Below are 13,713 nucleotides of genomic sequence, written 5' to 3'. Positions count from 1 at the left end.
GCCTCCATGTTGATTCACCTGGTTTGTTTTAAGGTCTGTGCAAAAATACATGGTTCCATATAAAATAAAACAGTAGTTTTTCGAAACTAACATTTCATTTAATACAATATTTATACCGCTTCTAGCCAATGTGCTTCTCTATCAGTTCTTTGATCTGTGCAAGCGGAATACGCTCCTGTTGCATAGAATCGCGGTAACGGATAGTGACAGTATTGTCTTCCTTTGTCTGATGATCAATGGTTACGCAGAAGGGAGTACCAATTGCGTCCATACGACGATAGCGCCTTCCGATAGCGTCTTTTTCTTCATAAAAACATCGGAAATGCGGTTTGCAGGAATTCATGATCTGGCGGGCAATTTCGGGCAGGCCATCTTTTTTTAGCAGGGGAAGCACCGCCAGTTTGATGGGCGCCAGTTTTGGCGGCAGCTTCAGCACAACGCGGCTATCCTGTTTTTCAGGTGTGCTCAGGTCTTCTTCGGTGTATGCCTCACTTATCACCATCATGAACGTTCTGTCTAAACCTACAGAGGTTTCTAAAACATACGGAATGTAGTTTTGATTGATCTCCGGGTCGAAGTACTGCATTTTCTTTTTGCTGTACAATTGATGATTCTTCAGATCGAAATCTGTACGGGAATGAATACCCTCCAGTTCTTTAAACCCGATTGGGAATTCATACTCTATATCGCAGGCCGCGTCGGCATAGTGGGCCAGTTTAACGTGGTCGTGGAAACGGAATTTTTCTTTGGGAATACCAAGGCTCAGGTGCCATTTCATGCGCTCTTCTTTCCAGTATTCGTACCATTCTTTTTGGGTGCCAGGCCGAATAAAGAACTGCATTTCCATCTGCTCAAATTCGCGCATGCGGAAAATGAACTGGCGGGCTACGATCTCGTTTCTGAAAGCCTTACCGGTTTGGGCAATACCAAAAGGTATTTTCATCCGGCCGGTCTTTTGCACGTTCAGGAAGTTCACGAAGATTCCCTGGGCGGTTTCGGGCCGCAGGTAAATTTCGCTGGCTTCTTCCGCTACGCTACCCAGCTGGGTGCTGAACATCAGGTTGAACTGGCGGATGTCGGTCCAGTTACCGGTACCGCTTACGCTACATTTTATCTTATTATCTTCTATAAGCTTTTTTAAACCTTCATAATCATTGGCAGCCAATAAATTATCCATTTCAGCATTCAGCGTTTCGCCCTCCGCGTTTTTACCTTCCGCTTTCAGCTCCTCAATTTTGGCTTCAATCAGGTGATCTACCCGGTAGCGCTTTTTGCTGTCTTTATTATCGATCATGGGGTCGCTGAAATTATCAACGTGCCCGCTGGCCTTCCAGGTGGTAGGGTGCATAAAAATGGCAGCGTCGATACCCACAATGTTCTCATGCATCTGCGTCATGCTCTTCCACCAATAGTCGCGGATATTTTTCTTGAGCTCACTACCCCACTGGCCGTAATCGTAAACGGCACTGAGCCCATCGTAAATTTCACTGGACTGAAAAATAAAGCCATACTCTTTGCAATGCGAAATAATTGCCTGGAACCTGTTGTTGTCTGTTGCCATAAGGATGCAAATATAATAGTTGATAAGTTAATAGAGTTAACAAGTTGACAAGGAACTTTAATGCGGAATTCTCAGGGAATAGCTCCCGCCGGCCTGTTCATTTTTTTACCATATCAACCCTTTCAACTTTATCAACTTTTCAACTCACCCTTTCAACTTCTCGTTATCCTTATGCCTGTTGGCATCACGGATATTCTTTTTTTCGAAATTCTTTTGCAGGGCCTCCGTGAGGTCAACGCCGGTTTGGTTGGCCAGGCAAATAAGTACCCATAACACATCGGCCATTTCATCGGCCAGGGGCCCCTCACCTGCCGACCTGCCCGGTGGGAAGGAAGCTTGTTCGCCTTTTTTGTAAGACTGATCTCCGTAAATGCGGGCCATATGCCTTGCCAGTTCGCCCACTTCTTCTGTGAGAATAGCCATATTGGTTAGTTCGCTGAAATAACGAACGCCCACGGTCTTTATCCAGTGGTCAACCTGTTGTTGTGCTTCTTTTATTTCCATGGTGAGTAGTGAATGGTGAATAATATCAAAACTTCGGGCCCCGCCCCTGGTTTCATTATCGAATTACCACATTATCAAATTATCAAATTGGTCTTTTATTCTTTGTTTTTTGTATCAATTACGATCGTCACCGGTCCGTCGTTCAGCAACGACACTTTCATATCGGCGCCAAACTCACCGGTAAATACCGGTTTGCCCAGATCGGTTTGCAATTGCTGAACGAATTGTTCATATAACGGAATGGCTACTGGCGGTTTTGACGCTTTGATATACGAGGGCCGGTTGCCTTTTTTAGTTGACGCATGCAGGGTGAACTGGCTTACCACCAGTAGATCGCCGCCCTGTTCTTTCACCGATTCGTTCATAACGCCATCCGCATCGTTGAAGATTCGCAGGTTAACGATCTTACTGCTAAGCCAGATAAGATCTTCAGCAGTATCTGCATCTTCAATTCCTACCAGAACAAGCAAACCCTTTGAAATGGATGAACGTATACTGTTATTGATCACAACATTCGCCTGTGTAACCCGTTGTATAACCGCTCTCATAGTACCTATAAATTAGTTTTATCTTTATAGTATGAAGATAGATGTTTCAAAAGAAATTGATTTTAAAACTGCCCGAAGCGGAGGTAAGGGCGGACAGAACGTGAATAAAGTGGAGACAATGGTGGAGGGATATTTTCATATATCTAATTCATTGATATTAAATGATGAGCAAAAAGCTACTGTTCAAAAGAAATTGGCTTCAAAGATAAATTCGGAAGGGTTTTTGCAAGTAAGAAGCCAAATCCACCGCAGCCAGCTGCAGAACAAGGAAGAAGTGATAAAAAAAATGAATACGTTCATTGAACAGGCGTTGAAAAAAGAAAAGAAACGGATCGCCACCAAACCTTCCAAAGCAGCAAAGGAAAAGCGAATGGATACAAAACTGAAACAATCACAACACAAACAAAACCGGCGAAAGATCCGTCCCGGCGATTTGTAAGCGTAACACCGAATGCTATGAAACTGACTCAACAACTGCACCGTGTCAATTTGCCCAAACTATGCATTGCATTGCTGTTAACAACAGCAGTCATCTCCTGCCAGAAAGAATTACATTTCGACAAAGTTCCGGAGAAAGACCACAACCTTATCATCAAATTCAAACCGGTTGTTCAATACGATTCCGTTCCGCTTGTGTTGGGACAAACCTATAAGAACTATTTCAAAGAGGACTACACGCCCACCGCATTCAAGTTTTACGTACATGGTTTTAAAATGATCAATACCGACTCGGGCAGGACGTTCGAACTTGCTAACGACAAGTATTACCTGGTAGACTTTGCCGATTCGGCATCAACAGAAATCAAAATAGCTATTTTACCATATGTATATAACCGGATTTCATTTACCATTGGTGTCGACAGCGCCCGGAATGTAAGCGGCGCCCAAACCGATGCGCTCGATCCTGCCAAAGGCATGTTCTGGACCTGGACAAACGGTTACATTATGGCAAAACTCGAAGGAACTTCGCCCAAGTCGCCGCAATCTGGTAAATTTGAATATCATATCGGCGGTTTTTCGGGTGCTGATAACGTAATTAAGGAGGTTGAGCTGCTATTTCCCTATGCGCAGAACCTCGATCTGAAACCCGGCAAATCGAGTGAAATGTTCGTTGCCTGCGATGCCAACGACTGGTTCTATAATCCGTGGGATATAAAAATTGCCGTGAACCCGGTGATCACCACACCCGGCCCAATGGCAGCCCAGGTGGCAGAGAACTATATGAAAATGTTTACAGTTGATTCTGTTTCTAACGAACGATAGATCCTGAAGCTAATGATCAATATGTGGCAGTAAGATGGTCAATAAGAATATGTTTATTGCTTTTTTTGGGATGCCTGCTGGTAAACGCCTGTAAAAAATCGGGCAATGATAACAGCGGTCCACAACCGCTGGAGTTTGAAATACCAGCAGGATTCCCTGCCCCGCAATACTCCTTTACCGGCAATCCCTTAACAAAGGAAGGGTTTGAACTGGGCAGGAAACTATTTTATGATGGCCGCCTGTCGAAAGACGGTAATTTCCCCTGCGCTTCCTGCCATCAGCAATTTGCCGCCTTTGCCACCTTCGATCACCCGTTAAGCCACGGGTTCAACAATCAGTTCACCCTTCGCAATGCACCCGGCCTGTTCAATATGGCCTGGCTTAAAGAAATGCATTGGGATGGCGGCATCAACCATATTGAAGTGCAGCCGCTGGCGCCCATTACCGCACCCAATGAAATGGCTGAGGACATAAACAATGTGATCGATAAACTGAGTGCCGACGGGCAATACCGTAACATGTTCACGGCCGCATTCGGCGATGAAACCATCAACAGCCAGCGTATGCTATTTGCCCTCACCCAGTTTGTTGGCTCCATGGTTTCGGCCACTTCAAAATACGATAAGGTAAAACAGGGGCAGGCAACATTTACGCAGGCAGAACAAAACGGCTACACCCTTTTTCAATCGAAATGCGCTACCTGCCATACCGAACCGTTATTTACCGATAACAGTTTTCGCAATGTGGGGCTGCCTGTTGACCCGTTCATCAATGATTTCGGCAGAATGCGTATCACCAATAAAAAGGAAGATTCACTGAAATTTAAAGTGCCCAGTCTGCGCAATGTAGCCGTTACATTTCCCTATGAGCACGACGGCCGCTTTTCGTCTATCACCAGTGTGCTCGATCATTACAGCAGCGGCATACAGAACAGCACTACCCTCGATCCGCAGTTAAAGAACATGATCCCCCTTACCAATTTCGATAAATTCTATCTGCTCGAGTTCCTGAAAACGCTTACCGACTCTGCTTTCATCAAAGATCAGCGGTTTGCGCAACCTGAATAAGGGGTAAGGAGCGAAAGCACAGCTATAAGCTGCAAGCTGCAAGCTGCAAGCCGCAAGCCGCAAGCGAAATACAAGTGAAAGCATAAAGGCGAATGCCACAAGCAAATACAGCTGCAAGCCATAAGCGAAATACAGGTGAAAGCATAAAGACGAATGCCACAAGCAAATACAGCTGCGAGCCGCAATCGAAAACAGGCCAACAATACAAGACATTCACCAATCATTCCCCATTGACCATTCACCAATCATTGACCATTGACCATTCACCAATCATTGACCATTCCCCATTGACCATTGACCATTCACGCAAAAAAAACGCGGCCACTTTCGTGGGCCGCGAACTATAAACAGATAACGATAAACTTCATTTAATGAACCGGCATCGACACTCGTTGCCTCGTTGCCTCGTTACCTTTTCTACTGCTTGCTCAGCTTGTTGCCCTGGCTAACTTCTTTCTTGTTCAGAATAGCATTCAGGGTATCTTTCTGACGGTTCAGGTCTTCCGTTTGCAATAACTGATCGTTCTTGTTCTGAGAGATCTTATCCTGCACCGATTTCAACCGCTTTTCCAGGTCGTACTGATCGTCTTTCAGGTTCAGTAATCTTTTTTCAGATTTCTTAACTACTTCTTCCTGTTTTTTGATCTGCACATCGAGGTTATATGCATCGATATAAGGCGCCATTCTGTTCAACAGTTCTTTTGAATCGGACACTTTAAAACGGTCGTCGATGGTACGGGCGCCAATATTTTCGCCCGGACGGCCAAGAAGCAGCAAAACAACGCTCGATTCGCGCTCTTTGAAGATCTTGCGTTCTACCTTAAAATGCACATCAACAATTTCGGGATCATTTTCGTCGAGGCGGGTATTGCGGTAAACATCAAAGCTTTTGATATGATCCTTCTTGCCGCCTTTTTTCTCCATATACATCTTGAAGGCGTCTTCAACAATGCTGGCCGAGTAAGGAAATTCGATGGTAGCGGCAATTCGGTCGCCTTTCTGGTAGTCTACCGTTGTTTCGCCGGATTGCGAAAATACAGGTGTGCTCAGGGAGATAACGGTCACAAGGACCATTAAGGGTAAAGATACTTTCATCGGGATCGGATTTTGAACTTAAATATACAATGTGACGGCAAAGATAGCAATAGTAACCAAATAAAACATATGCACAGTCTGGCTGCCGTGGAACAGAAACGTGAAACAGCAAGCGTCACCCAGCTTCCGTTGCCAGCATGTTACAGATGGCGTATTGCGTTTTGTTTTCCCCGGTAACCGGAAACCGGTAGCCTGAAACCCTCAGGATGGCCTGGCTTAGCGGCCGGTTCGTCCCGGGCTGCCGACCCTGCTGAAAACCAATAGCTATTATATGCTATCGATTTTAAAGGTATCATATTGTTATTTCTGACCTGTACCGGGTATAAACAGCCAGCAACTGTGAGGATATAATGATTGAACCCTTAATTTTGAACACTAATCTTAAATAAATTTCATTGAGCGGTATAAAAAAATTAGCCGGGCAAACATTGTGGTATGGGGTCAGTAGTATTTTCGCCCGTTTCCTGAATTACCTGCTTACTCCGTACCTGACGCTCAAATTAAGCGGCTCCGGTTTTGGAGAAATGAGCCTGGTATATGCAGCTATTCCTTTCCTGAATACCCTGTTCCTGTTCGGGGTTGAAACCGCCTATTTCAGGTATGTTCAGAAAGATGAATACAAGAACGAGATCTACAATACGCTTTCTATTTCCATTTTCACCAGCACATTGAGCCTTTGCGCCCTGCTGATGATCTTCAACAAATCATTTGCACACCTGATCTCCATTCAGGACCACCCGGAATATGTAACGTTAAGCGCTTTCATCATTGCATTCGATGCCTTATCGGCCCTGCCGTTTGCCAGGTTACGCCATGAAGGCAGGCCCATGAAATTCGCATTTGTGCGGGTAAGCGGTATCATCCTGAACATCGGCATCATTTATTTCTTTTTATCGGTTTGCCCGAGGCTGCTTGAAAAGAACCCTAACAGTCCGCTCCTGCTGATATACAATAAAGATTTTGGCGTAGGCTATATCTTACTGGCGAATGTGATACAATCGTTTTACCAGCTGGTGGTATTGAAAAAAGAATTATTCGCTTTCGACTGGAAATTCAACTTCCCCATGTGGAAAGAGGTGATGCTGTATGCGCTGCCGCTGGCGATTGCCGGTTTTGCGGGAATGATCAATGAAACTTTCGACCGTATTATGCTGGGTTGGTGGGCGCCCGTACAATCTGTACAGGCCGCCCGGTTTGAGGTGGGCACCTACAGCGCCTGTTATAAATTATCGATCCTGATCACCCTGTTCATCCAGGCCTTTCGCATGGGCGCCGAACCATTTTTCTTCAAACAATCCCAGCAGGATGACGCCCCAAGAACCTATGCCCGGGTAATGAAATTCTTTGTGATCACCATTACACTGATGTTCCTGGTGGTGGCGCTTTACCTCGACATATGGAAACATTTCATTCAGAACGAAGCCATGTGGAAAGGGCTTACCGTTGTGCCCATCCTGTTATTTGCGAACATGTTCCTTGGCATTTATTACAATCTTTCTATCTGGTATAAATTATCGCAAAAAACATCGGCCGGGGCCTGGATCACTTTTATAGGCGCGGGCATTACCCTGCTGATAAACGCCCTGTTCATACCCCGGTTCAGCTATATGGCCTGCGCCTGGGCAACCTTCTTCTGTTACGGCATTATGATGGCGGTTTCTTACGTATGGGGACAAAAAAAATACCCCATTCCCTATGCCACCAAAAAATTATGCGCCTACATGGTAATTGTGGCCATTCTCTACTTTATACATCATGCGGTCATCGGCTGGTGGCCGAATGTTTGGGTAAATTTTACGCTGGCTACCCTGTTAACCCTCGGTTACCTCGTATTTATACTTCGGGTTGAACGCAAGGAATTCAGCCGGTTGCCCTATGTAGGAAAATTGATCTACAAAATAATTTAGGCTGTAGATTGCTGATTTAGAGATTGCGGATTTAGAGATTTAATGATTTGGAGTTTAGCGAGAACCCCAAAAACGCATCAAATCCCGAAATCCCGAAATCAGACATCCTTCAAAAAAGGATTGTGCAATTTCTCATACCCAATGGTGGTTTGCGGGCCATGGCCGGGAAACACTACCGTTTCATCGGGCAGCACAAACAACTGGTTACGAATGCTGGCAATAAGGGTATCGAAATTGCCGCCGGGAAGGTCGGTACGGCCAATGCTTTCGCGGAACAATACATCGCCGCCAATAACGAACTGCTGCGCCTGACAATAAAAACAAATATGTCCGGGTGAATGACCGGGTGTAAAAAGCACCTGTAATGCATCTGTACCCAACGCTATGGTATCACCTTCGCGTAAAAAGATAAGGTCGCCTTTGTAATTATCAAATGGCAGCCCCCAGGATAAACTGAATGTGGGTGCGTATTCCAGAACAGGCTTTTCCTTTTCGTGCAGGTGCAGGGTTAGTCGCCAGGTATCATGAATGAACTTGTTTCCGAATACGTGGTCGAGATGACAATGGGTATTTAACAAATATTTAGGCGTTAGGCCGGAAGTTTGTATAAATTCTTTTAATTCATTGCGTTCATTGCCGAAATAGCAGCCGGGATCGACAACACAGCAATCGCCCGTCTCGTTATACACCACATATGTATTCTCCTGAACCGGACTAAATGTAAATGAAGTAACTGTTAGCATACTCGTACCTATTATAATTGATTTTCGCGGTATTATGGATTGTTTTAACTTTAAAACATTTAAAGACAGGCTATGCAATTTCAACAGATTCAGCCAAAGACAAAAGTATTTTTATCCTTGCCCTTGTTACTTGCCATGTTGCTGCCAACCGTACTATTCGCCCAGGTGAATACCGTGGAGTTTGGAAAGAACCGGGTACAGTACCGTAAGTTTAAATGGCAATATTACCAATCTACCAATTTCAATACTTATTTCTACGAAGATGGTAAAACCATAGCCAACTATGTTGCGCAGGTGGCTGAAAACGAATTGCCCGCCCTTGAACAGTTTGTTGAATATGGCCTGCAACGCCGCGCCAACATTGTCATATATAATCATTTTGACGAATTACAACAATCTAACATAGGATTGAACCTCGACTGGCAAACCACCGGGGGCATTACCAAGCTGGTAAATAACAAAATGGTGGTTTATTTCGATGGCGACCACGCGAAGCTTCGTAAACAGGTTCGCCAGGGAATTGCCCGCATTCTGGTCGACAATATCCTCTTCGGCGACGACCTGGGCGAGTTTGCCACCAACCAGGCCCTGCTCGACCTGCCCAAGTGGCTGGTCGACGGCTATGTTGATTATGTAGCCGAAGAATGGAGCCCGGAATACGATAATGACCTGAAACTGGCCCTGCTTTCGGGCGAATACAAGAATTTCTACCAGCTCGCCTTCGAAAAACCGCTGCTGGCGGGCCACGCTTTCTGGCATTATCTGTCGGAAAAATATAAAAAAGAGAACGTCACCTACTTTCTATACCTCTCGCGGGTGTACCGCAACCTCAACAGCGCCTCCCAACGAATTTGCAAAAAGAAGTTCAAGGAAGTGCTGAAAGATTTCATGTTCGAAAGAACTGAAATGTATGAAAAGGACCTCCGCGGACGGCGCGATATGCCCAAAGGCGTTGCCACCATTGTGGAAGAAGTAAAACACAACAAAGACTTCCTTCATTTTACCCCCAACCCCGCGCCCCGCAGCCAAACATACGCGGTTGTTGAATTTATTAAAGGCCAGTACCGGGTAGTACTGTGGACAGACATGACCGAAAGAAAGGTGCTTTTAAAAACAGGTGTACGGTCGAACGAGAACGAGATCAACCCCAACTATCCCTTACTTGCCTGGGATGGCAAAGGAACCCGCCTCGCCTGTATTTACTGGAAGGAAGGAAAAGTGAACTTATTCGTGTATGACATGGTAGCCCGCTTTAAACGGATAAGACAGGAGATCCCGCACTTTGAACAGATAAACAGCATGCAGTTCATGCTGAACTCAAACACCCTGTTACTAAGCGCGGTTCGCAACGGCCAGTCAGACATTTACATTTACGACATTGAAAAAGATTCATACGAGCAGGTTACCAATGACGCCTATGCCGACCTGGATGCCAGCTTTGTAGCCTTCCCTAATAAAACCGGGATCATATTTGCATCGAACCGGCCCGATGCCACCACCAAAGGAGGCGATACGGCGGTTGCTTCACAACGCTATAACATTTTCCTGGCCGATAATTATAACAAAAGCGAATTCAGGCAAATTACCCAGCTTACCAAAATGAAGTATGGCAATGCCCGCTTTCCCATGCAATACAACACCTACCACTTCACCTTTGTAAGCGACGAAACCGGTATCAGTAACCGTTTTGCCGGCTTCTTCAGCACCGTGCGGGCCGGCCTCGATACGGTAGTACTGGTAGGCGACCAGATATTGCGTAACCCCGATGCTACCGAAATTGATTCAACCCTGAAAGCATGGGGTAAAACGGAACCGGATTCCGTTTTCACCTTCTCGGTTACCAAGGACTCGGCCTATGCCTTCCCCATCACCAACTACCAAAGCGCGCTGCTCGAAACCAAAGTGGCCGGTTACCAGGGAATGGTGAGCGAAGTAAGACAACAGGGTAATCTGAAATTCCTTTATAAATTAAAAGTAGACGACGCCACACTGCGTAAACGCAACCTGAACCCGCGGCCTACCGAATACCGGCGAAAGACCATTATAGCCGAACAGGCAGCCAGCGGGGCCGCCATACAGTTTAACAGGCCCGGGGCACAACAGCAGGCCGACAGCGTAAGAAAGATCAATGATATTTTTGAGACCGGATTCGAAAAAGAAAAGAAAGACAGCACACAAACCCAACCGCAGCAGCAGCAACAGCCGGTAACAAACGATGTTTTTGCACCGGTAACAACACCGGCAACAGAAAGCGATGAAGAAGCAGGCGTGCTGAAGAAAGCCAAGCTGTTCGACTACAAACTGAAATTCTCTGTCGATAATTTCTCGGGCGGTTTTAACAACGACATCCTTGTAAGCCGTTATCAGCCATATACAGGCGGATTGCCCGTTGTACTGCAAAGCGGCGGCGCCTTCAATGGAATGCTGAAAGCATCTATTTTCGACCTGTTCGAAGATATTCGCTTTACCGGCGCCATGCGCCTGCCACTGATAGGCGGCATTGGCACCGGCGCTTCAATCGGCAATACCGGCTCCAGTGTGTTTATTCCGGTAAACCAGTCACTGTTCGATGGTGGCGGTGAGTGGTACGCGCGGGCCGACTACCTGAAAAAGAGATTTGATTTCTCACTGATCTATTATCGCCGTACCGACCTCGGTAACGTTCAGGGTATTGGCGGAACCTCCGATCTGTATGAAGGAAAATCATACACCAACCTGTACCAGGCGGTGGTTAAATATCCGTTCGACAGGGTACGCAGCCTCAGGTTCTCGGGCGGTATCCGTACCGATAAAGTAGTGGTACGCGGCGCATACTTCGATCCGCTCACGTTACAACAGGGCGACATCAACAAACAAACTTTTGCGGTATCGCGTTTGGAATACGTGCATGACGACGCTATTCAAAAAGCCACCAACATCTGGAACGGTTTGCGTTACAAGATCTTTATGGACCTTAATTCGCAGATCAGCAAGCCATCTGCCGGTGGGCTTAAACCGGGCCGCTTTACCTATAATTTCGGTTTCGACGGCCGGTATTACTTCCCAATTTACCGCAACTTCATCTGGGCAGGCCGGGCAGCAGGCGACTTCTCATGGGGCAGCCAGAAGATCGTTTATTACCTTGGCGGCGTTGATGGCTGGATGTTCCCTAAATACAGCCAGAACCCCCGTCCGCAGGATCCGTCGTACGCCTTCCAGTCACTGGCGGTTAATATGCGCGGCTTTCCTCAAAACGTAGCAAACGGCAATAATGCGGTGGTGATCAACAGCGAGTTCAGGTTACCTGTTTTCTCTACATTGTTCAATAAACCGATCAACAATGCCTTTCTGCGTAACTTCCAGTTGATCCAGTTCATCGATCTGGGCAGCGCATGGAATGGAACCTATAATAAACTGTCGAGACCCCAGGTTGTATATGACGACCCGCAAATACCACAGGTACAGGTGCTGATAAAAGCCGGCGGTATCGGGCCATTTGTTGGTGGTTATGGTTTTGGCGCCCGCAGTACTTTACTGGGTTATTTCCTTCGTTTCGACGCCGGTTGGGAAATGAACGTTTTCTTCAAAGGAAAGCCATACCTGCATTTTGCCATGGGAGTTGATTTTTAATTCGTGAAACGTGAAATCATAAAATTTAAAGCCCCGCGATCAGATCGCGGGGCTTTTTTTATAGTTTCAACGGAGCCAACCCGGGAGCATCTTACCTCATACTTCTAACATCTTACTTCAAATAAACAAGGCGCTATGGGAACACAGCGCCTTTTGTGTGGATAAACCAACCGCTATATTGGAAGGGTATAGCGCCTGGATCTTAATGAATAGCTTTGCTCAATCTTTTTATAGCAAGGTATACGAGCGTCATGAATACCGAAAAACAAAGCACCATGCCCCATGCATATTTCCATTGTACAGGATGGAATATCAGTTCTGTCAGATAGGTGAAAAGTTTAAAGGGATTGGTAACGATATCCCAGCTGTTGAACCGCGGGTAACGTCCAATATAAACGCCCAATGCATTCAACCACATGATGGGATAAATGAAAAACAACTCATGTTTGCCCCGTAAATACGGCTGCACTATTTTCTCCATTTGCCGTACCGACAGAATCCCCATCAATAACCCGTTCCAGGCAAATGAAATGATCAGCGCCAGATCGAACCAGTTGGGTACATTGTTAAATTTACCGAGGTGAAAAAGATCGGTAAGTATGTAAAATGAATTCGGAATGAACAACAACCATAATATGGAAATAACAGCAAACTTAATTCTGCCGGCCTGCACAGCAGGCCTTTGTTTCAGCCATGATGAGATCACATAGGGGCACCAGGCCAGGAAGAGATTCCATATTAGCCAGGCAAACGTGAATTTACCGGTGTATGCTACCCGCGCCATCACCAGGGCAATGCTAAAACCCATTGAAATGGTAAGAATGCGGTCAATTTCATTGTTGAATAAGGTTATGCGATTTAACGCCAATGGCTTTTCGATCTCCTTCGGTTGTGCATATTTCATCTGAAAAATATTTATCGGGTTTTGGCCAGGGTGAACTTACCACAGCAAATTTTTCATAACATGGTGTGTTTTAATGAACATTTCGCCCTGGACGTTTCATTGTTAAAATAATTTAGGTATGAACACTACAGCACCTACTGCCAGGGCAGTTAAAGCGGCCGTCAATACAGCGCCGGCAGCCAGGTCTTTAATAAATTTTATATCTGAATTCCGTTGGTTTGAAACAAAATCCATTACCCGCTCTATACAGGTATTGAACATTTCAGCCACCCATACAAACCCAATGGCGAATACCAATGCAAGCAGTTCATTTTTGGTAACGCCTACCACCGCTGCAAGAACAAATACCACTATCGTTGCAATCAAATGCAGCCAGGCATTGTGTTCTGCAAGAAAAAACCTCGAAATGCCTTCCATGGCAAACCGGAAGCTTTTTAACCTCGACCTGAATGAAAACCCCTGTGACTTCATATACTTGTTTTTGTAAAATCGAATATTGTTGCTTTACTAAA

13 protein-coding genes are annotated in these 13,713 nt (G+C 45.7%); 6 read left to right on the top strand and 7 right to left on the bottom strand.

Features of this window, described 5'->3' with window-relative positions; all coding sequences use genetic code 11:
* Nucleotides 1–121: 121 nt before the first annotated feature.
* From A4R26_RS18625 to dtd, 3 genes are all read right to left on the bottom strand, one after another.
* Nucleotides 122–1,561, bottom strand: a complete 1,440-nt coding sequence (locus A4R26_RS18625; protein WP_081166254.1) for a glycine--tRNA ligase — start codon at nt 1,559–1,561, stop codon at nt 122–124.
* Between the two features lie 144 nt (nt 1,562–1,705).
* On the bottom strand, nt 1,706–2,065 hold the full coding sequence (locus A4R26_RS18620) for a nucleotide pyrophosphohydrolase (protein WP_081166253.1): 360 nt from the start codon (nt 2,063–2,065) through the stop codon (nt 1,706–1,708).
* A 95-nt stretch (nt 2,066–2,160) separates the two neighbouring features.
* Nucleotides 2,161–2,613 carry a D-aminoacyl-tRNA deacylase gene (gene dtd, locus A4R26_RS18615; RefSeq protein WP_081166251.1) on the bottom strand — a complete coding sequence of 151 codons (453 nt, stop codon included), beginning with the start codon at nt 2,611–2,613 and terminating at the stop codon, nt 2,161–2,163.
* Nucleotides 2,614–2,644: 31 nt separating this feature from the next.
* Here dtd and arfB point away from each other — a divergent pair, with 31 nt between their 5' ends.
* The 4 genes from arfB (at nt 2,645) to A4R26_RS34645 (ending at nt 5,290) form a co-directional block, all read left to right on the top strand.
* Nucleotides 2,645–3,052: an alternative ribosome rescue aminoacyl-tRNA hydrolase ArfB gene (gene arfB, locus A4R26_RS18610; RefSeq protein ID WP_081166249.1), complete on the top strand. Its 408-nt coding sequence runs from the start codon at nt 2,645–2,647 to the stop codon at nt 3,050–3,052.
* Nucleotides 3,053–3,069: 17 nt separating this feature from the next.
* Nucleotides 3,070–3,876 (top strand): MbnP family protein, encoded by an 807-nt coding sequence (locus A4R26_RS18605; RefSeq protein WP_081166247.1) that lies wholly within the window; start codon nt 3,070–3,072, stop codon nt 3,874–3,876.
* A gap of 23 nt (nt 3,877–3,899) precedes the next feature.
* Nucleotides 3,900–4,943 (top strand): cytochrome-c peroxidase, encoded by a 1,044-nt coding sequence (locus A4R26_RS18600; RefSeq protein WP_081166245.1) that lies wholly within the window; start codon nt 3,900–3,902, stop codon nt 4,941–4,943.
* A 92-nt stretch (nt 4,944–5,035) separates the two neighbouring features.
* Entirely contained in the window at nt 5,036–5,290 is a 255-nt protein-coding gene (locus A4R26_RS34645) for a hypothetical protein (RefSeq protein ID WP_133054724.1), read from the top strand.
* Between the two features lie 70 nt (nt 5,291–5,360).
* On the opposite strand, the gene A4R26_RS18595 is transcribed toward A4R26_RS34645, so the two are convergent.
* A complete protein-coding gene (locus A4R26_RS18595) occupies nt 5,361–6,038 on the bottom strand; it encodes a hypothetical protein (protein ID WP_081166243.1) in 678 nt (225 codons plus the stop codon).
* Between the two features lie 395 nt (nt 6,039–6,433).
* Here A4R26_RS18595 and A4R26_RS18590 point away from each other — a divergent pair, with 395 nt between their 5' ends.
* On the top strand, nt 6,434–7,945 hold the full coding sequence (locus A4R26_RS18590) for an oligosaccharide flippase family protein (RefSeq protein ID WP_081166240.1): 1,512 nt from the start codon (nt 6,434–6,436) through the stop codon (nt 7,943–7,945).
* A 98-nt stretch (nt 7,946–8,043) separates the two neighbouring features.
* On the opposite strand, the gene A4R26_RS18585 is transcribed toward A4R26_RS18590, so the two are convergent.
* Nucleotides 8,044–8,688 (bottom strand): MBL fold metallo-hydrolase, encoded by a 645-nt coding sequence (locus A4R26_RS18585; RefSeq protein ID WP_081166238.1) that lies wholly within the window; start codon nt 8,686–8,688, stop codon nt 8,044–8,046.
* Between the two features lie 72 nt (nt 8,689–8,760).
* Here A4R26_RS18585 and A4R26_RS18580 point away from each other — a divergent pair, with 72 nt between their 5' ends.
* Entirely contained in the window at nt 8,761–12,297 is a 3,537-nt protein-coding gene (locus A4R26_RS18580; protein WP_081166235.1) for a ShlB/FhaC/HecB family protein, read from the top strand.
* Nucleotides 12,298–12,499: 202 nt separating this feature from the next.
* Here A4R26_RS18580 and A4R26_RS18575 read toward each other — a convergent pair whose 3' ends face one another.
* Entirely contained in the window at nt 12,500–13,201 is a 702-nt protein-coding gene (locus A4R26_RS18575; protein WP_081166231.1) for a DUF1361 domain-containing protein, read from the bottom strand.
* A 102-nt stretch (nt 13,202–13,303) separates the two neighbouring features.
* Nucleotides 13,304–13,672 (bottom strand): diacylglycerol kinase, encoded by a 369-nt coding sequence (locus A4R26_RS18570; protein WP_081166228.1) that lies wholly within the window; start codon nt 13,670–13,672, stop codon nt 13,304–13,306.
* Between the last annotated feature and the right edge of the window lie 41 nt (nt 13,673–13,713).

This window comes from Niastella populi, assembly GCF_002078015.1.
GTDB classification, from domain to species: domain Bacteria; phylum Bacteroidota; class Bacteroidia; order Chitinophagales; family Chitinophagaceae; genus Niastella; species Niastella populi.
The sequence above is the reverse complement of the archived record's forward strand: the minus strand, read 5'-3'. Positions and strand labels throughout refer to the sequence as shown.

Excerpts from the sequence above, each read along its gene's own strand:
- A4R26_RS18625 (WP_081166254.1), bottom strand. The coding sequence starts at position 1,561 with ATGGCAACAGACAACAACAGGTTCCAGGCAATTATTTCGCATTGCAAA.
- A4R26_RS18620 (WP_081166253.1), bottom strand. The coding sequence starts at position 2,065 with ATGGAAATAAAAGAAGCACAACAACAGGTTGACCACTGGATAAAGACC.
- dtd (WP_081166251.1), bottom strand. The coding sequence starts at position 2,613 with ATGAGAGCGGTTATACAACGGGTTACACAGGCGAATGTTGTGATCAAT.
- arfB (WP_081166249.1), top strand. The coding sequence starts at position 2,645 with ATGAAGATAGATGTTTCAAAAGAAATTGATTTTAAAACTGCCCGAAGC.
- A4R26_RS18605 (WP_081166247.1), top strand. The coding sequence starts at position 3,070 with ATGAAACTGACTCAACAACTGCACCGTGTCAATTTGCCCAAACTATGC.
- A4R26_RS34645 (WP_133054724.1), top strand. The coding sequence starts at position 5,036 with ATGCCACAAGCAAATACAGCTGCAAGCCATAAGCGAAATACAGGTGAA.
- A4R26_RS18595 (WP_081166243.1), bottom strand. The coding sequence starts at position 6,038 with ATGAAAGTATCTTTACCCTTAATGGTCCTTGTGACCGTTATCTCCCTG.
- A4R26_RS18585 (WP_081166238.1), bottom strand. The coding sequence starts at position 8,688 with ATGCTAACAGTTACTTCATTTACATTTAGTCCGGTTCAGGAGAATACA.
- A4R26_RS18580 (WP_081166235.1), top strand. The coding sequence starts at position 8,761 with ATGCAATTTCAACAGATTCAGCCAAAGACAAAAGTATTTTTATCCTTG.
- A4R26_RS18575 (WP_081166231.1), bottom strand. The coding sequence starts at position 13,201 with ATGAAATATGCACAACCGAAGGAGATCGAAAAGCCATTGGCGTTAAAT.
- A4R26_RS18570 (WP_081166228.1), bottom strand. The coding sequence starts at position 13,672 with ATGAAGTCACAGGGGTTTTCATTCAGGTCGAGGTTAAAAAGCTTCCGG.